This window comes from Thioflexithrix psekupsensis, from assembly GCF_002149925.1.
Lineage (GTDB): Bacteria > Pseudomonadota > Gammaproteobacteria > Beggiatoales > Beggiatoaceae > Thioflexithrix > Thioflexithrix psekupsensis.
This window is the reverse complement of record NZ_MSLT01000012.1, coordinates 277,374-294,228: the sequence shown is the minus strand read 5'-3', so window position 1 is coordinate 294,228 and position 16,855 is coordinate 277,374. Positions and strand designations below refer to the sequence as shown.

Annotated in this window: 18 protein-coding genes; 6 read left to right on the top strand and 12 right to left on the bottom strand. The window is 42.0% G+C overall.

All coding sequences use genetic code 11. The annotated features are described in order from the left end of the window. Nucleotides 1–23 precede the first annotated feature (23 nt). Genes TPSD3_RS06420 through TPSD3_RS06410 form a run of 3 tightly spaced genes read right to left on the bottom strand, consistent with a single transcriptional unit; the run spans nucleotide 24 to nucleotide 1,614 of the window. The gene (locus TPSD3_RS06420) at nucleotides 24–617 is read right to left on the bottom strand and encodes a DNA-J related domain-containing protein (protein ID WP_086487756.1); all 594 of its coding nucleotides are present in this window, start codon (nucleotides 615–617) and stop codon (nucleotides 24–26) included. A gap of 27 nt (nucleotides 618–644) precedes the next feature. Then, nucleotides 645–1,265, bottom strand: a complete 621-nt coding sequence (locus TPSD3_RS06415) for a hypothetical protein (RefSeq protein WP_086487755.1) — start codon at nucleotides 1,263–1,265, stop codon at nucleotides 645–647. Beyond that, nucleotides 1,258–1,614 (bottom strand): response regulator transcription factor, encoded by a 357-nt coding sequence (locus tag TPSD3_RS06410; protein WP_086487754.1) that lies wholly within the window; start codon nucleotides 1,612–1,614, stop codon nucleotides 1,258–1,260. Before TPSD3_RS06410 ends, TPSD3_RS06415 begins: the two co-directional genes overlap by 8 nt. A 187-nt stretch (nucleotides 1,615–1,801) precedes the next feature. Between TPSD3_RS06410 and TPSD3_RS06405 the strand changes: the two genes are divergently transcribed. After that, complete coding sequence (locus TPSD3_RS06405) at nucleotides 1,802–2,008, top strand: heavy-metal-associated domain-containing protein (protein WP_086487753.1); 207 nt, start codon at nucleotides 1,802–1,804, stop codon at nucleotides 2,006–2,008. Between the two features lie 116 nt (nucleotides 2,009–2,124). On the opposite strand, the gene TPSD3_RS06400 is transcribed toward TPSD3_RS06405, so the two are convergent. The 3 genes from TPSD3_RS06400 to TPSD3_RS06390 all read right to left on the bottom strand — a co-directional run bounded on the left by TPSD3_RS06400 (nucleotide 2,125) and on the right by TPSD3_RS06390 (nucleotide 5,720). Further along, the gene (locus TPSD3_RS06400) at nucleotides 2,125–2,436 is read right to left on the bottom strand and encodes an encapsulin-associated ferritin-like protein (RefSeq protein WP_086487752.1); all 312 of its coding nucleotides are present in this window, start codon (nucleotides 2,434–2,436) and stop codon (nucleotides 2,125–2,127) included. A 75-nt stretch (nucleotides 2,437–2,511) separates the two neighbouring features. Then, nucleotides 2,512–4,371 (bottom strand): ATP-binding protein, encoded by a 1,860-nt coding sequence (locus TPSD3_RS06395; RefSeq protein WP_086487751.1) that lies wholly within the window; start codon nucleotides 4,369–4,371, stop codon nucleotides 2,512–2,514. A gap of 5 nt (nucleotides 4,372–4,376) precedes the next feature. After that, nucleotides 4,377–5,720, bottom strand: coding sequence for a sensor histidine kinase (locus tag TPSD3_RS06390; RefSeq protein ID WP_086487750.1), 1,344 nt, complete (start codon nucleotides 5,718–5,720; stop codon nucleotides 4,377–4,379). A 206-nt stretch (nucleotides 5,721–5,926) separates the two neighbouring features. Here TPSD3_RS06390 and TPSD3_RS06385 point away from each other — a divergent pair, with 206 nt between their 5' ends. Further along, nucleotides 5,927–6,397 carry a DUF29 domain-containing protein gene (locus TPSD3_RS06385; protein ID WP_086487749.1) on the top strand — a complete coding sequence of 157 codons (471 nt, stop codon included), beginning with the start codon at nucleotides 5,927–5,929 and terminating at the stop codon, nucleotides 6,395–6,397. Between the two features lie 44 nt (nucleotides 6,398–6,441). Here the strand turns inward: TPSD3_RS06385 and TPSD3_RS17490 are convergent, their stop codons facing one another. Together TPSD3_RS17490 and TPSD3_RS06380 are read right to left on the bottom strand one after the other, a co-directional pair. Next, nucleotides 6,442–6,612 (bottom strand): hypothetical protein, encoded by a 171-nt coding sequence (locus TPSD3_RS17490; protein ID WP_176329761.1) that lies wholly within the window; start codon nucleotides 6,610–6,612, stop codon nucleotides 6,442–6,444. Between the two features lie 23 nt (nucleotides 6,613–6,635). After that, the gene (locus tag TPSD3_RS06380) at nucleotides 6,636–7,979 is read right to left on the bottom strand and encodes a glutamine synthetase family protein (RefSeq protein WP_086487748.1); all 1,344 of its coding nucleotides are present in this window, start codon (nucleotides 7,977–7,979) and stop codon (nucleotides 6,636–6,638) included. A gap of 60 nt (nucleotides 7,980–8,039) precedes the next feature. On the opposite strand from TPSD3_RS06380, the gene TPSD3_RS06375 reads away from it, so the two are divergent. Continuing rightward, nucleotides 8,040–8,519 carry an RDD family protein gene (locus TPSD3_RS06375; protein WP_086487747.1) on the top strand — a complete coding sequence of 160 codons (480 nt, stop codon included), beginning with the start codon at nucleotides 8,040–8,042 and terminating at the stop codon, nucleotides 8,517–8,519. A gap of 169 nt (nucleotides 8,520–8,688) precedes the next feature. Here the strand turns inward: TPSD3_RS06375 and mdoH are convergent, their stop codons facing one another. The 4 genes from mdoH to TPSD3_RS06355 form a co-directional block, all read right to left on the bottom strand. After that, nucleotides 8,689–10,779, bottom strand: a complete 2,091-nt coding sequence (mdoH, locus tag TPSD3_RS06370; RefSeq protein ID WP_086487746.1) for a glucans biosynthesis glucosyltransferase MdoH — start codon at nucleotides 10,777–10,779, stop codon at nucleotides 8,689–8,691. A gap of 3 nt (nucleotides 10,780–10,782) precedes the next feature. Then, complete coding sequence (locus tag TPSD3_RS06365; protein ID WP_086487745.1) at nucleotides 10,783–11,352, bottom strand: hypothetical protein; 570 nt, start codon at nucleotides 11,350–11,352, stop codon at nucleotides 10,783–10,785. Next, complete coding sequence (locus TPSD3_RS06360) at nucleotides 11,334–12,890, bottom strand: OpgD/OpgG family glucan biosynthesis protein (RefSeq protein ID WP_086487744.1); 1,557 nt, start codon at nucleotides 12,888–12,890, stop codon at nucleotides 11,334–11,336. Before TPSD3_RS06360 ends, TPSD3_RS06365 begins: the two co-directional genes overlap by 19 nt. A 169-nt stretch (nucleotides 12,891–13,059) precedes the next feature. Next, the gene (locus tag TPSD3_RS06355; protein ID WP_086487743.1) at nucleotides 13,060–14,283 is read right to left on the bottom strand and encodes an argininosuccinate synthase; all 1,224 of its coding nucleotides are present in this window, start codon (nucleotides 14,281–14,283) and stop codon (nucleotides 13,060–13,062) included. Nucleotides 14,284–14,535: 252 nt separating this feature from the next. On the opposite strand from TPSD3_RS06355, the gene TPSD3_RS06350 reads away from it, so the two are divergent. From TPSD3_RS06350 to dnaN, 3 genes are read left to right on the top strand one after another with little or no spacing between them, the layout of a single operon-like run. Next, entirely contained in the window at nucleotides 14,536–14,853 is a 318-nt protein-coding gene (locus TPSD3_RS06350; RefSeq protein WP_086487742.1) for a hypothetical protein, read from the top strand. Nucleotides 14,854–14,898: 45 nt separating this feature from the next. Then, a complete protein-coding gene (dapB, locus tag TPSD3_RS06345; RefSeq protein WP_086487741.1) occupies nucleotides 14,899–15,702 on the top strand; it encodes a 4-hydroxy-tetrahydrodipicolinate reductase in 804 nt (267 codons plus the stop codon). Between the two features lie 38 nt (nucleotides 15,703–15,740). After that, nucleotides 15,741–16,853 carry a DNA polymerase III subunit beta gene (gene dnaN / locus TPSD3_RS06340; protein ID WP_086487740.1) on the top strand — a complete coding sequence of 371 codons (1,113 nt, stop codon included), beginning with the start codon at nucleotides 15,741–15,743 and terminating at the stop codon, nucleotides 16,851–16,853. Nucleotides 16,854–16,855: the final 2 nt, after the last annotated feature.

The window sequence follows — 16,855 nt, the reverse complement described above, 5'->3', positions numbered from 1 at the left end:
GTTAAAAAAATAAAGGCGTGGCATTATGCCTCATGATCAGGGGCGTAAAAACCACGATAATAACGAGATAATATGGTCATGGCGTGATTGATGGTTTGCAGCGTCTGGGTGTCGCCGCCGCGATCCGGGTGGTGTTGCCCTGCCAATTGACGATAACGTTGGCGAATGGTGGCGTAATCAGTGGGTTCTTGTAATGAAAACACCGCTAAGGCTTCGGCTTTTTGTTCAGCCGCGTAAAATTTTTGCCAAAATTGACTTAATAAATCCTCTAATGCCTGCCCTGTCATCGCCGATAAATTTTTCCAATCTAAATAATAATTACGCAGGGCATCTGGTTCGACTAATCCCGCTTGATTGGATAAATAAGGATGCAAGCAAATGGACAAGGGAGTAATTTCTAAATAAGCCGCTTTTTGTTGCCACAATTGCGTTTGCAAACGATATAACACATGGTGCAATAAAAAATGACTGCGAAATAAGGACAAAGAATCGCTAAATTCTAATTCACTAAATCCCTCACATTGTTGTTGCCGTAACATTTTTAATAAATCATATTCGCTGATGGTCGGTTGCAACGAAAGCGTATCTAATAAATGTCGTTCTAGTGTTTCAAGCATAAGCGATTTTAACAAGAATAAAGCGAGTTAAATTTGTCCCAAATATTTATCAATATTGACTTTAAATTGAGCAATCGATGGAATTTCTAACAAAAAGGCAACATAACCGCTAATACTTTGATTATGCGTGCTAAATTCCACGCGCATAAACATCACCACATCACGTTCTTGCGGTTTTGCGGTATAAAGTACTTCCAGCGCAGAACCATTAATAAACAAAGGTAAATCGCTGGTGACTTCTTGTGTCAAGACATTGCCAAAACTGCCTAAACAAGAATTTAAAATAATATTACCCACTTCGGTGAGCGCATCTTGTTCTAATTCGGCTAATAATTCGGGCGGCAATTCTTCTTTAACCAAAGCCCGCACCAATTGTAAACTTTTTTCTTGTGGAAAAAGTAACAACGCATCACCCCAAAACGGCCCTTCAAAATGCTGTTTCACTCCCGCGATACGCCGCTGCGGATCACAGCTAATAATATTGGCCGCCTCTTGGCGAGAAAGTAACTCAACGGTTGGAATAGATAGCTTTAATTCCTCGCTAATAATCGCGCTTAAAGAAGCAGCCGCCTGCCCCATTCCAATATTGAGCATTTCACAAATGGCATCTTTCTGAAGTTCAGAAAGAAACAAAGTATCTTCATCCATAAATAAAGTTCAGGATTTTTTCTTCAGTGATGGGCTTAGAAATAAAACTAATGCCTAAGGCTTCGGCTTTTTGCCGCACCATTTCCTGAATATTGGCGGTTAATAATCCAATTTTCGCACGCGGAAACTTTAGCAGCAATTTTGACGCAAGAGCTAAACCGTCAATACCGGGCATATTTAAATCTAAGGTGGCGATGGTGATGTTTAAATTATCGACTTTGGCCAAGGCCTCCTCTCCTGTGCTGGCTTCGATAATTTCCGCATGGGGATCGGCTTGGGTAATAATGGCGCGAATAAGCATACGCGAAACCCGACTGTCGTCAACAATCAGTATGGTGTTCGATGACATTGATATAATTCCTAAACACAGTTCCTAACGGTGCATAATGGGTAAAAATGGCGCAGTGATTGCCGTTTTAATCAGACAATCCGTGCTTTATACTAGAGATATTATACCGATGTAAGGATCGGCAAGCGCGATTATTTTAAACGATCAATTCTTTCAATTCGTTGATTTAACAAGAGGTAGCAACATCATGGCTGAGTTAATGTTAAGGGTTCAAAACGTTAAGTGTAACGGTTGTGTGACCGCAATTCAAACAGGTTTAGCTGATCTGGCGGGCGTGGAACAAGTGCTTGTGGAAAAACTTCAATCAAATCAAGGACAAGTCACCGTTAAAGGCACATTTTCTAGTGATGCTGTCACCACCAAACTCAGCGAACTGGGTTATCCCGTACTTTAAAATGTTGCTTTTTTTAAGCCGCGCTTAACACTTCAAAACAATCTGAATCAGTCTGAATCAGAATGATTTATTTTTAATCTTTTCTGATTCAGTCCAACGTTAGAAGTGCTTGAAAACTAATGACTATTATCGTCTTCTTCGGCTTCTAAAATCGATTTTTTAGTAAACAAATAAGTGGATAAATTGTGATCGAACGCATCGCTGTGACGACGTAACCATTCTAAAACCATGGCGGCGTGTTCAATTTCTTCGCGCATATTATGCAGCAAAATTTCTTTTAATTCGGGATCAGTACAAGCATCTGCCCGTTGTTGATACCAATCGACGGCTTCTAATTCTTCTTGTAAAGAAGTCAAAGCACGGTGCATATTGCGGGTTGCTTCAGAAAGCGATTCTAAAGGCTCATGATAACCTTCGCTGGTGGCCATAATTTGTCCCTCGTTAATCAAGTGATTTTTATCAAAGAAATGCACCGATTAAAGTAATTGCGAATAGGTTATTTTTCAAGTGGGTTTTTGTTGCAAATTAATCGGCACTTCTAAGGTGAAAATAGACCCTTTACCCAGTTCGCTTTGCACCGAAATATGACCGCCCATCACTTGGCTAAGGCGACGGCTGATCGATAAACCCAAACCCGCACCGGGCGTGGTGCCGTCTGTGGTGGCGGAGCGGGAATCGACTTGGATAAAGGCTTCAAAAATGCGTTCCAACTCTGGTTCAGGAATACCAATCCCTGTGTCAGACACTTTAAACGTCATTAAACCAGAAGTATCACATTTCTGACAAGTCTGTTGTTCCGATTTGCACTGCTTACGATTAACGTGTGGCACAAAAGCCTGAATAATTTCCAAAGTAATTTGACCTTGTTGGGTAAATTTATTGGCATTGTGCAGCAGATTTAATAACACTTGTTTTAATTTCACTTTATCCGAACAAACCCGCGCATTTTTTTGCAGGCAAATAACTTTAAATTGATTTTCTCGACGCGCCAATAAAGGCTGCATTAAGGTCTCAATTTCGCCTAGTAAATCTTGTAATTTAAATTGATGAAGTTGTAATTGCAACTGTTCGGATTCGATTTTAGTGATGTCCAAAATATCAGCAATCATATTTAACAATTGCTGGCCTGCATTTTGGATATTTTTCAAATCGGGCAGTAAATCTTGATGGCCAAAATCTTCAGCTTCTTCCTCGATTAAATTCGCATAACCAATAATGGCATTTAATGGCGTGCGCAATTCGTGGCTCATTTTGGCTAAAAATATCGTTTTAGCCGAATTAGCTGATTCGGCGACATTGCGGGCTTGTTGTTCCATATCAAGCAATTGCGAAGTGCGATAATGGGCTTCTTGTAAGTCTAAATATAATTGTAAATTACTCAATGCAGAAGCACATTGATAAGCCATTATTTTAATTAATTCAGTGTCATTTTGCAGCAAACAGGCCGTGTTTTCTAAATAAATAAAACTTTGCGTTTCTGACTTGTTTTGTCGATCAAATTTTAAACGCAATAACATTGCCTGTTTTGGTAAGGGATCACCCGATAAAATACTTTCAGGATTATCTTGATGTGTCCGTAAAAATTCAATACAGGCTTGCTTAATAGCTTGGGCTTCAGAACCGCTATTTGCATCGGCAAAATAGCCCGTTCCTGCATGAATAACAATTTCTTCTTCTCCTTGTGCGGTGGCGACAAAACCACTTTTAATGGTAGAAATTAAACTATTTTCTCCCAAATGACACAAGCTAATAATCTGGCTTAAAACACCGCTAAAAAATTGCTTCACCGATTGGGGATGATAAAGTTCTGGCGCAGCATCAAGAATTTTAGTTAAAGCCACTTTATGCGTATTAAGCGAACGCAATGCCTGATGCGATTTTAAAGCAAGACGCAAGGTTGTGTATAACTTTCGTTCGGTTAATTCGTTTTTCTCTTTATAATCATCAATATCGTAGCGTTCAATCACTTCATGTTCGGGTGCTAATCCCGGTTGACCCGTGCGAATAATTAAACGCATCAATTTGTCGCGGCGTTCGTTGCGAATAAAATCGACTAGACGTAAACCCGCGTCATCGGTTTCCATCACCACATCAATGATGGCAACGACAATATCGTCATACTGAGTCAAGATTTCCCGCGCCGCTTGACCCGATAAGGCTTGCAGAATTTCTAATTTTCGCCCCGCAAACTCAAATCCCGCCAAAGACAAGCGCGTGATGGCGTGAATATCGGGTTCATCATCCACCACTAAAATACGCCAACTCATTGAAGGGACAGAGGAATTGACGGCCAAAAGTTCACCGTGTGAGGGGATTGGATCGGTTTCGCTGGGATTGGTTTTACGGCGAATAATTTTTTTCATTCTATTCAACGACTCGGCAAAGAAAACTGCACAGGAAATTCCACCGTAAACGTTACGCCTTGTCCTGCAACACTGTGACAGGTCATCTCGCCTTTTAACTGGGTGGTAACTAAGTTGTAACTGATGTACAAGCCCAATCCGCTGCCACCTTGACTGCGATTGGTGGTGAAAAAAGGCTCAAAAACGCGCCCTAAAGCCTCAGCCGCGATGCCTTTGCCGGTGTCTTTGTAAACTAATCGTAAACGGTCGTCGTGTAATTCGGCTTGAATGTGAATGTCGCCTGCGGCAGTTCCAGCGGAAAATCCATGTTCTAAGCTGTTTAACAATAGATTCGTGAGAATTTGATCGACACTGCCCGGAATGCTGTACACTTCCAAATGCTCAGGCGCATTGACATGAATTTTAACCGCGGTTTGTTTAAAACGATTGTGCAGCGTATTAATGACATCATCAATAATTGATTTCACGTCGAATTTACGCACATCTTCTGAACTTTGATCAATAGCGGTGCGTTTGAAACTATTAATTAATTCGGAAGCCCGTCTTAAATTGGAGATAATTAAACGAGTGGCTTCAGAAAATTGCGCCAATATTTTATCTAAAACCTCACCATCGACTTCATCTTCATTAAGCATTTGGTTAATCACGGCGGCTTTATTTTCTAACACCGAAGCACTGGCAACCGATACACCAATAGGTGTGTTTAATTCATGCGCAAATCCCGCCACCAAACGCCCTAAAGAAGCCATTTTTTCACTTTGCACCAATTCGTTACGGGTGCATTCTAATTCTTCCATTCGGGCATTTAATTCGGCGGTGCGTTCTTCGACTTGACGCTGTAAATTAGCCTGTAAATCATTGCGTTCAATTTCGGTGGCCACTCGTCCTGCCAATAATTCCATAATAGCCACATAATATTCTCGGTCTTCAATGGGTTGTTCATCTAAAATAACAATTAATCCTAACATGCGATTACGATTGTCAATAATAGGCGCGCCTAAATAAGATTCCACCCCCATTTGCACTAACAATTCATCTTCAGGAAATTGTTCAGCCACGTGGGGCGAATATAAGCCCACTCGTTTGCCATCAAAAACATTTTTACACGGCGTACCCGCTAAGTCATAAACAAAATTATCGACAAATTGTTGTCCTGCCCACACCACATGCGTTTGTACTTTGTTTTGTTCTCCATTTTGCGGGCGGCCAATAAAGCAGTATTTAACGTTAAGGTGGTGTGCCACATTACGCACCAATTCCCGAAAATAAGCATCTCCACTACTAAATTGATCCACATCTAAAATGGCTTGAATGGTTTTTACGACATCTTGGGCTGATTTGTGTTGCATTATTAGCTGCTCTGTTATTAAAATGATTTACGGGCAATAATATGGATTCAATTGTAAATTAGAATAGCAAAAATTTAAATTTTTTTTGTGTTCTATTTTAGTATTTAAATGAGTAATGCAAATAGGGCAAATTCTCTTGAAAAAACGCTAGAATATTCCTATTCTCTGATCAAAAATAAGATTCTAACACAAGTGAGGATTTCGTCATGAACGACTTAGCCGTAAGCTATGAAAAAGATTACCACCAATGGATTGAACAACACATTCAGTTGTTAAAAACAGGCCAATGGCACGCATTAGACACCGTGCATTTAATCGAGGAATTGGAAGGCATGGCTAATCGGGATAAACATGAATTAGTCAGCCATTTGGTGATTCTGATGGCTCATTTATTGAGGTGGCAATTTCAATTGAAACACTTAACCGAACGTTGGGGAGAGTTTCAGGGCAACAGTTGGCGTGCTTCAATGATTGAGCAACGTTATCGAGTACAAGCGCAATTAGAACATATTCCCAGTTTAAAAAACGCGCTTAATGATTCCATTATTCGTGCCTATCCCAAAGCGGTATTATTAGCGGCAAAAGAGACGGGATTGGATAAAAACCATTTTCCAATCCATTGTCCTTATACTGTGGAGCAAATTTTAGACGATGATTTTTATCCGCAAGCCAATTGAGAAAGAATAAGCACGGAATTAAAAAATAATTCCATGCTTATTCTTTAAATAACACCCAATAAAAACAATAAAAATAACGCGCCAATTAAAGCCAATCCCCCCACAACAATGGCAGCCAACGGCGCAAGAAAAACTAAAAAACCCGCTAATACATCTTTAGGCGTGGTTTTTGTCTCTAAAGAGGAAGGAGAAGAATCATCAGGTGATTGGGTCATTATTTTATCCTATAAAGTAAGCATTAAACGTTTAATAATAAAAAATTGCGCTCCCATGAACTAATTACCCCTAAAAAAGTTTCATATTCTTTCCATTTAACGGCTTGATAGGCTTTGACAAAACGCTCGCCTAAAATCGCACGTAAAGCAGGCGCATCTTCGTCTTCATCTAAACGACGCAATGAATCTTCTAAATTACGGGGAATTTCATAAGGAAATTTATAACCACTGCCGACCACTGGATTTTGTGGCGTTAATTGTTGTTGAATCCCCAAATAACCACACGCCAACGAAGCCGCTAACGCTAAATAAGGATTGGCATCAGCACCAGCCACGCGATTTTCCACCCGACGAGCCGCTGGCGTGGCGTGTGGCACGCGCAGCCCCACCGTGCGATTGTCGTAACCCCACTGCACATTAATCGGCGCAGAATCATAACGCAAAAATCGCCGATATGAATTCACATTAGGCGCGAAAAAACATAAAGCCACCGGCAAATATTTTTGCAATCCCCCCAAGTAATGTAAAAATAATGGCGTAGGGTCTTGCTGAGTATTGGCGAATAAATTTTGTCCCGTTTTTCTATCGACCAAACTTTGATGAATGTGCATGGCACTACCGGGTTCTCTTTGCATGGGTTTTGCCATAAAAGTCGCATAAATATCCCGTCGCAATGCGGCTTCTCGCACGGTTCGCTTAAATAAAAACACTTGATCCGCGGCTTCTAAAGCATCACCATGTAAAAAATTAATTTCCATTTGTGCCGCGCCCGCTTCGTGAATCAGCGTGTCAATATTAATGCGTTGCGCCTCACAATAATCGTAAATATCTTCAAATAAAGGATCAAATTCATTCACCGCATCAATCCCATAAGATTGCCGTGCAGATTCAGGACGACCAGAGCGGCCAATCGGCGGTTCTAAAGGATAATCGGGATCAATATTTTTTTTCACTAAAAAAAATTCTAATTCAGGCGCAACCACAGGCAACCAGCCTTGCTGTTCGTATAAATTTAAAATGCGTCGCAACACCGTGCGCGGAGCTAAATCCACCGCTTCCCCATCCCGATAATAACAATCATGAATCACTTGGGCAGTGGGTTCATGCGCCCATGGCACAACGCGAATTGTGTTAGAATCTGGGTGCAATTGCATGTCAATTTCAGCGGGATTAATCACCGATTCATCGTCTGGATATTCTCCCGTTACGGTTTGCACAAAAATATTTTCAGGCAAACGCATTCCCTCATCGGCTGAGAATTTATTCGCAGGAATAATTTTACCCCGCGCAATGCCTGACATATCGGGTACTAAACACTCGATTTCAGTAATATTATGTTCTTTAATCCAGTTGAGGAGATAATCCATTTATCAATAACCTTTAACTTTTCTCTTAATTTTAAATCTGATCTATTTAAGGAGTTTAATATGCAAGGCAATAACCCTTATCAACCCCCTGAGTCTAGCTTAGAAACCACAGCAGATTTAAGCAATGTAGAATATGTGGGATTGTGGAAACGATTTGTGGCCAATTTTGTCGATGGTTTTTTAATGGCTATTGTGTTTGTTCCATTGGCCTTATTTATTGCGCCAGATACGGTGGAATTGGGTACAATGAACGAAACCAATTCAGGCTTTGATTATTTGTTTAGTCTTATGCAAATGCTGATTGTGATTATTTTTTGGATTTATAAATCAGCAACCCCCGGCAAAATGCTGATGTCTGCCTACATTGTCGATGCCAAAACTGGCGGCAAACCCAGCGCAGGGCAATTTGTTGTTCGTTACTTAATGTATTTTGTTTCTGCTGTGGTGTTATTTTTGGGTTTTATTTGGATTATTTTCGATTCGCGTAAGCAAGGTTGGCACGATAAAATTGCTGGAACAGTAGTGATACGTAAACAATAATCCGCCAAAATTAAGCCATTGACAACACTTTTCTGTCAGAATCAGAATTTACAGAATTTCAAGATTTTCAGAATTAAAGAATAAAAAATAGACTGAAAATAAATAATTGGCAAGAATAAATTTTGAAAATTCTTAAATTCTGTAAATTCTGATTCTGACAAATAAATCATCAAGGCAATTTTTCAGCCGGAATATGTCCTAAACTCTCTGCCATTTCGGGCAAACTCCACAATAAACTGTGCAATTGCAACACCGTTTCTCGATCTAATAATAACGCTCGCCGTTCGCTGGCTGATAAACTCGACAATCCTTCTTCTAATAACTGATACACTAAACCTTGTAAATAATGCCGATAACGCCGATTTAACGGTTTTTTAGGCATAGGCAATAAAGCGGCATGTAAAGCATTCACGGCGGGGTCTAATAAAGCCTGTATAAAACGATTAGCATGCGGGGCTACGGCTTGATGTTCCACATGTTGCCAATAACGCAAATCTTGCAATAAATGAGGCGGTTTCACTTCGGAAGGAATTAAGAATAATCCCCACCGCCGCGCCCCTTGTCCCAACGTAACATGACTTAACAACATCGACAACGGAATAGCCAACACCAAACCCGCTAATACAGGAGTCAACCACCAAAAAAATGACGGCGTATGATGATAAGCCAGAATGCCTGCCGTCACCCCCAATATCGTATGCCAGCCGTGTACCCATAACGCCTCACCCAGACCTGTCTGATGATCATCTCGATTTTGACTCATCCAATTGATATTGCGCCGTAATAAAATAGCCAACACAAATTGACTCTGAAATAACATCATAATAGGCGCAAGTAACATCGATGAAATCGTTTCTAATAGCACACTGAAAAAAACCGCTAATCCCCCCCCATGTTGCACCAAGCGGACGCGATCTTTTAACAGTAAAAGAAAAGCCAGCACTTTAGGTAAAAATAAAATCAGTAAAGTGACGATAAATACCGTCATCATTTCTATCCGATAATAAGCCGGCCAATCTGGAAATAAAGTTTCTCCGCCAAAATAAACAGGTACCATTCGCTCATAACCATAAGCATAAATCGCAGTCACAATCAGAAATAATAACCATAATGGCGAAGCCAAATAAGACATAATGCCCATGAGTAAATGCAGCCGATTAATGGGATGAAATCCACCCGCGAATAATAATCGACTGTGCTGCAAATTTCCCTGACACCAACGGCGATCTCGGCGCGCATAATCGATTAATGTGGGAGGAATTTCTTCATAACTTTCTCCCAAATCATAAGCCAACCACACCTGCCAACCCGCCCGACGCAATAAAGCCGCTTCGATAAAATCATGGCTAAAAATCTCTCCACCAAATGGCTCATGCCCAGACAATTTTGGCAGCCCACAATGCGCCATAAAAGCGGAGGTGCGAATAATGGCATTATGTCCCCAATAATTGCCTTCGCTTAATTGCCAGAAATTTAAGCCTGCGGTAAAAATCGGATTATACACACTCGCTGCAAACTGCTGTATTCGTGCAAACAGAGAAGCCCGATTGACCGGTTGCGGCGGCACTTGAATCAGGGCAACACTGGGATTGTATTGCATCAAGCGCACCATTTTGACCAGCGTTTGTCCGCTCATCAAGCTGTCCGCATCCAACACAATCATGTAATCGTAGTAACTGCCCCATTGCTGACAAAAGTCCTTTAAATTCCCAACCTTACGCTCAGTATTGTGCAAACGATTGCGATAAAAAACGTTAATTTTTCCCTGACAATACGCATGCAAAGCCTGCCAATGCAACTCTTCTTCGACCCAAGCCTCCGGAGATCGCGTGTCACTTAACACATAAATATCAAAGGCTTGTGCAGCTCCTGTCTGTTGTAACGAAGCCACCATTGCCCGCAATCCTGAAAAAATACGCTCCGGGTCTTCGTTATACACTGGCATAACCAAAGCCGTCCGGGTGGTTAATTCCGAAGGGGCATTTTGCAAACTGGCAGTAATAGCCGTGCGATCTTTACCAAAATAAAGAATTAAAAAACCAAATAAAGCTGTCCAAAATGAAAAGCAAATCCAACCAAATAAAATCGCATATAACAACAGTAATAACAACTCTAATTTACTCAAACCATCCGTTTGAAAAACACTGGTGAGTAAAGACAAAGCCGCTAAGGTGGTTAATAACACCAGACTGAAAAAAAGTAAACGTCGCCACCAGCGCGTTTGCCAGCACAATTGGAAATAAGTCGCTTGTTTACTCATAATTTACTCATAGGATTTTCGTAATCGCCGTGTGCGCCACCGCCGCCAATGGAGAAAATGGGCTATTTTTGTCATTTTAACGCCTATTTTATCCAAAAACTGAGAAAGCGAGAAAAAATCAAAAGAAGCCAAAGGCATGGCTTGCCATTTCGCGGGGGGCGTGGGTTGAGCAATGGCATTGGCTAATTCATCAATTTGCTGCAATAACGGTAAAGTGTGATCCAATGATAGCGTATTTTGCGTTAAACGCTCCAAACGATGCCAACACAATGACGCAATGTGTACAGCCAGTAAGGGGTGCATTTCTGCCATTTTTTCAGAATTAAACCATTGATTTAATTGCATTTGGCATTCTTGAACCGCCAAAGTAAAACTGATTTCTCCCTGTGTTTGCATCAGTCCATGCAACCGCACCAACACTCGTTCGTAAACAATATGCTGATCGTCTTCGGATAATTGGTAAACCTGCAAATAAGCACGAACCCGCTGTTTAATTGCAAAGGGAATGGCTGCATCCAAAGGTTGAGAGATTTCTACTGGATCAGATGCAGGACTTATTTGTTCGGTTGCCATTGATAACTCCATGTTTCTGTAAGTATATCATAGCCCGATTTTAAAAATGCGCGTAATTCTACAGGTTTATTATTTTCAGGTTCTAATTCAAAAAATAATCGCCAACCTTCTGTCACGTTGTTTTTCTGCACGACAATAGAGCTTAATTGACCACTGGAAGCAGAAACAATACCCTGTATGGGCGTGTCTACAGGCAATGTATTAAGTTTTTTGCCCGTAAACTCTAAAACAAACTTACGTTTGCTGGTGTCTAATTTATCTGTGCCACCGCCACCCGTTCGCGTGGCTATTGCGCGTCCACCGGGGTGAATTTCGCTGTCATCAGTAATAAAACGTAAACGATAAGAAAAATTATATTCCTTATTGATTTCTAAAGAATTTTTAGGCACCCAATAAGCGACAATATTGTCATGGCGTTCGGCATCCGTAGGAATTTCTACCAATTCAACCCGACCCGCTCCCCAATCATTTAATGGTTCTACCCAAACACTAGGACGCAGATGGTAAAAGGCCTCTAGGTCTTGATAATTGTTAAAATCACGGTCTCGTTGGAATAAACCAAAACCTTTGGGATTTTCGTCAAGAAAACTGTGGATTTGCAAATTGTGCGGATTGCTCAACGGCCGCCATAACCATTCTCCCTGTCCAGACACCATGAGCAAACCATCTGAATCATGAACTTCCGGCCGAAAATCATCCATGTAACGCTCTGTATTTTCCCCATGAAAAAACATACTGGTTAATGGCGCAATACCTAATTTCTGCACTTTATTACGGAAAAATAAGCTGGCTTTAACTTCAATATCTGTGCTTAAACCCGGCTTTAAAATAAAACGATAAGCACCCGTGACACTGGGGCTATCTAATAAGGCATAAAGCGTTAATTCGGTATCTTCTGCTTTAGGTTTTTTTACCCAAAATTCACGGAAAAAAGGAAATTCTTCCCCTCGCGGTAATCCCGTATCAATCGCTAATCCACGCACAGATAAACCATACCATTGACCACGGCCAACTGCACGAAAATAACTTGCACCCAAAAATACAGCAAATTCAAGATAATGCTTTTCAGAGGACAGAGGATATAACAATTGAAATCCCGCAAATCCTAAATCATCAGATAATTGTTCAGGCATTTGATTATCCCCATAATCAAATAATTCTGCTCGGTAAGGAACAGGAATAATTTCGCCCTCATCAATCACATGAATATTCACTGGCCGTTCAAATAAAAAACCACGATGAAAAAAGCGCATTAAAAACGGTAAATTTTCCCCATACCACAAGGCTTTTTCATGAATAAAGCGAATGTGACGATAACGATCATAATCCAGATTTTTAAAAGCCTCAGGCAATGGAGTAAATTGGTCTGAATAAGATTCACGCGCCAGTTCTTGGGCGCGACGATGAACATCAGGAAAATCAAAACGAGGAGGCGCGGCCACTTCTTCTGTCTGGGCTTCGACAGCACGAGCGTGGATGGGATCGGCCACCCCTCCAAAGACTCCCAAAAGGACTATGGATAAAATAAATAATTTCATGGTGTTATGAATTCATGGTGGTTAAATTTTTATTGTTTACACAATGATGTGAAAGCTAATACGCTAAAGCGATAGGGTCGGTTGATAGTGAGTGCAGTTGTAAGAAATATGAAAAAACAAGAATAGTCACCTTAATTTATTTTTTAAGGCGACCATTCCCAAAAACAAATTAAGATCGTTTATTACGCAATTGTGCTGCAATGCGCATTCTTAATGCGTTGAGTTTAATAAAACCTTCGGCATCTTTTTGATTGTACGCGCCTGCATCGTCTTCAAAAGTGGCAATTTTGGTGTCAAATAAGCTGTCACTGTCAGACTCGCGTCCGGTAATGATCACATTGCCTTTGTATAATTTGACCCGCACGCGACCATTCACGTTGGCTTGGGAAGCGTCGATCATCGTTTGCAACAATTGCCGCTCAGGACTCCACCAATAACCATTGTAAATCAAACTGGCATAACGCGGCATTAATTCGTCTTTCAAATGGGCGACTTCTCGATCCAAAGTCAACGATTCAATTGCCCGATGCGCCCGCAACATGACAGTGCCGCCGGGCGTTTCGTAGCAGCCGCGAGACTTCATGCCCACATAACGATTCTCGACCAAATCCAAACGCCCAATGCCATGCGCGCCTGCCACTTGGTTTAAATACGCTAACACTTCGGCTGGACTCATGTTCTGGCCATTGATCGCCACAATATCGCCTTGTTGATAACGTAATTCTAATTCAACGGGCTTATCCGGTGCGGCTTCGGGAGACACCGTCCAACGCCACATAGACTCTTCAGGAGCTTGCCAAGGGTCTTCTAACACCGCACCTTCGTAGGAAATGTGCAACAAATTGGCATCCATTGAATACGGAGATTGTTGGCCACTGCGTTTATATTCTACGGGAATACCGTGTTTTTCGGCGTAATCGAGCAGTTTTTCCCGTGAAGTCAAATCCCATTCGCGCCACGGTGCAATCACGCGCACTTCAGGTTTTAGCGCATAAGCCCCTAATTCAAAACGCACTTGATCATTGCCTTTACCCGTTGCACCGTGGGAAATGGCATCGGCTGAAGTACGATTGGCAATCTCCACCATGTATTTAGCAATCAACGGTCTGGCAATCGAAGTGCCTAATAAATATTCTCCCTCGTATATCGTATTGGCACGAAACATGGGAAACACAAAATCACGCACAAATTCTTCGCGTAAATCTTCAATATAAATTTCTTTAACGCCCAATGCTTTGGCTTTGGCGCGAGCCGGTTCTAACTCTTCACCTTGACCAATATCGGCCGTGAATGTCACCACCTCACAGTGGTAAACGTCCTGTAACCACTTGAGAATAATCGAAGTATCAAGACCACCAGAATAGGCAAGGACTACTTTTTTGATGTCGTTCATATTGGGTATTTAAGGCGTAATGGGTTGAGAAGAAAGGGTGAAAAAAAGACCATTGTAGAAGAGAGCGGTTGCCATGCGATTAGGCACAATATAGTAGCAATTTTACGCGCATTAGGAAACAAATTACAGAAGTTATACGATACATTTTGCCATGACGTGGCTCTATTTAATACAACCGATTGAGGGGATTTTATGATAGACTAGCCGGCTATTTCAGTTTGATATTCCTAGCATTAAGGACACCTAACACTTATGAAATCTGCCTTTTTCGCCTCATTATTACTGATGTTGAGCGGCGTTGTTTATGCTGATGCGCCTTATATTTGGAATGGGTGGCAGGACAGTAAATTAACTTTAGAACAATGTCTTAATCGCGCTGAATTGGCGATTCGTCAAGCCGAGTTTACCCAAGATGTGGCGATTACCACTTCTTCAGTATTCGGAGTCAATGGACAGTATCGTGCCACCATTCGCTGTGCGCCGGACAAGGAAGTGGTCTTTTTTGTCGTCGCCGGCCCCACCAGCGGCACAGCTAAACATTTTCTGGCGGCTTTACGCGCTCAATTTTAATTCATTATTCAAAATTTACGCTTAGATTGTAAGGATTCATCTGCTATGACACGAATCGCCATCACCGGTGCGGCCGGTCGTATGGGACGTATGCTGGTAGAAGCCGTCCATCAACACCCTGCCACCACGCTCACAGCGGCTTTAGAACATCCAGATAGCCCATCGTTATCGCTGGATGCCGGTCAATTGGCGGGAATTGGTACGGCTGGTGTGGTGATTGGTGCGGATTTAGCGGCGATTACGGATCAATTTGATGTTTTAATTGATTTTACCCGTCCAGCCGCTACGCTGGCCAACCTCGCCCACTGTCAAGCACATGGAAAACGCATGGTGATTGGGACGACGGGATTCACAGCAACAGAAAAACAAACCATTCACCACGCCGCACAAGATACCGCGGTGGTTTTCGCGCCGAACATGAGTGTGGCGGTGAATTTGAGTTTTAAATTGATAGAAATCGCCGCCAAAGTGTTAGAAGACAGTGTGGATGTGGAAATTATCGAAGCTCATCATCGTCATAAAGTCGATGCGCCCTCCGGGACGGCTCTGCGCATGGGTGAGATTGTCGCACAAACACTGGGACGTGATCTGGCCACTTGTGCGGTGTACGGCCGCGAAGGACAAACGGGAGAACGTGATCGTAAAACCATCGGTTTTGCCACCGTCCGTGCGGGCGATATTGTTGGAGAACACACGGTGCTATTTGCCGACAAAGGCGAACGCTTGGAAATTACCCATAAAGCCTCCAGTCGCATGACATTTGCCACCGGTGCCGTGCGCGCCGCACAGTGGTTAATGCAACATGAACGCGGCTTATTTGATATGCAAGACGTATTGGGTTTGCGCTAATTCAATGTTTTTCAATTTTTAATGAGGAGATAAAAGCCTTGCATTTTTCCATTCCAAGAAAAGAGTTATTGACTCCATTAAAAATGGCGGTCAGTGTGGTTGAACAACGTCAAGTCATCCCTATTTTATCCAACGTATTGGTATCCGTAGAGAATGATGTATTGTCGTTGATTGCGACGGATTCAGAAGTGGAAATTTTGTGTCGTGTGCCATTAGAAAGCCGCATTTCTACGGAAGATGATGGGGATATTACTATTCCTGCGAAAAAGTTTTTAGAAATTTGCCGTTCTCTGCCCGAACAAGCGATAGATGTGAATACCGACGGGGATCGGGTGGTGATTCGCGCAGGACGCAGTCGTTTTACATTAGCGACCTTGCCCGCGGAAGATTTTCCCAGCAGTTCGGAAAATCCCGACATGTTGACCATTAGCGTGCCACAACGGCAACTGCGCGAACTGATTGCGCAAACGGCATTTTGTGCGGCGGTGAATGATGTGCGTTATTATCTGAATGGTTTATTGTTTGATTTAATGCCCAATCAATTGGCGGTGGTCGCAACGGATGGACATCGTTTGGCATTGGCCACGACGGATTTTGAATTGGGAGATTCTGATCCTTTACAAGTGATTATTCCACGTAAAGCGATTCAAGAATTAAATCGCAATTTAGAAAATAGCGATGATGAAGTTAAAATTACTTTAGATCAAACGCATGTCCGTTTTGAAATTTCAGAAAATTTGACCATTACCAGTAAATTAATCGATGGTCGTTTCCCTGAATATCAAGGCGTGTTGCCGAGAAATCCCGATAAAGTCGTGGTGGCGTTATGCGATCCATTAAAACAGGCTTTAGCGCGTGTGGCGATTTTGTCTAATGAGAAACATAAAGGCGTGCGTTTAATGGTCAAACCCGGTACTTTATCTTTATCCGCTCGCAATCCAGAGCAGGAAGAGGCAGAGGAAGAACTGGAAATTGATTATGATGGCGAAGCTTTTGAAATTGGTTTTAATGTGACTTATTTAACCGATACGTTAAATGCCATTTCTACGGAAGAAGTGGAATTATGTTTTTCCGATCCCAACAGCAGTTGTTTAGTGAAACCTCGCCACACTGAACAACAACGTTATGTCATTATGCCCATGCGTTTATAGCG

Coding starts and splice junctions, on each gene's coding strand:
- TPSD3_RS06420 (WP_086487756.1), bottom strand. CDS start 617: ATGCTTGAAACACTAGAACGACATTTATTAGATACGCTTTCGTTGCAA.
- TPSD3_RS06415 (WP_086487755.1), bottom strand. CDS start 1,265: ATGGATGAAGATACTTTGTTTCTTTCTGAACTTCAGAAAGATGCCATT.
- TPSD3_RS06410 (WP_086487754.1), bottom strand. CDS start 1,614: ATGTCATCGAACACCATACTGATTGTTGACGACAGTCGGGTTTCGCGT.
- TPSD3_RS06405 (WP_086487753.1), top strand. CDS start 1,802: ATGGCTGAGTTAATGTTAAGGGTTCAAAACGTTAAGTGTAACGGTTGT.
- TPSD3_RS06400 (WP_086487752.1), bottom strand. CDS start 2,436: ATGGCCACCAGCGAAGGTTATCATGAGCCTTTAGAATCGCTTTCTGAA.
- TPSD3_RS06395 (WP_086487751.1), bottom strand. CDS start 4,371: ATGAAAAAAATTATTCGCCGTAAAACCAATCCCAGCGAAACCGATCCA.
- TPSD3_RS06390 (WP_086487750.1), bottom strand. CDS start 5,720: ATGCAACACAAATCAGCCCAAGATGTCGTAAAAACCATTCAAGCCATT.
- TPSD3_RS06385 (WP_086487749.1), top strand. CDS start 5,927: ATGAACGACTTAGCCGTAAGCTATGAAAAAGATTACCACCAATGGATT.
- TPSD3_RS17490 (WP_176329761.1), bottom strand. CDS start 6,612: ATGACCCAATCACCTGATGATTCTTCTCCTTCCTCTTTAGAGACAAAA.
- TPSD3_RS06380 (WP_086487748.1), bottom strand. CDS start 7,979: ATGGATTATCTCCTCAACTGGATTAAAGAACATAATATTACTGAAATC.
- TPSD3_RS06375 (WP_086487747.1), top strand. CDS start 8,040: ATGCAAGGCAATAACCCTTATCAACCCCCTGAGTCTAGCTTAGAAACC.
- mdoH (WP_086487746.1), bottom strand. CDS start 10,779: ATGAGTAAACAAGCGACTTATTTCCAATTGTGCTGGCAAACGCGCTGG.
- TPSD3_RS06365 (WP_086487745.1), bottom strand. CDS start 11,352: ATGGCAACCGAACAAATAAGTCCTGCATCTGATCCAGTAGAAATCTCT.
- TPSD3_RS06360 (WP_086487744.1), bottom strand. CDS start 12,890: ATGAAATTATTTATTTTATCCATAGTCCTTTTGGGAGTCTTTGGAGGG.
- TPSD3_RS06355 (WP_086487743.1), bottom strand. CDS start 14,283: ATGAACGACATCAAAAAAGTAGTCCTTGCCTATTCTGGTGGTCTTGAT.
- TPSD3_RS06350 (WP_086487742.1), top strand. CDS start 14,536: ATGAAATCTGCCTTTTTCGCCTCATTATTACTGATGTTGAGCGGCGTT.
- dapB (WP_086487741.1), top strand. CDS start 14,899: ATGACACGAATCGCCATCACCGGTGCGGCCGGTCGTATGGGACGTATG.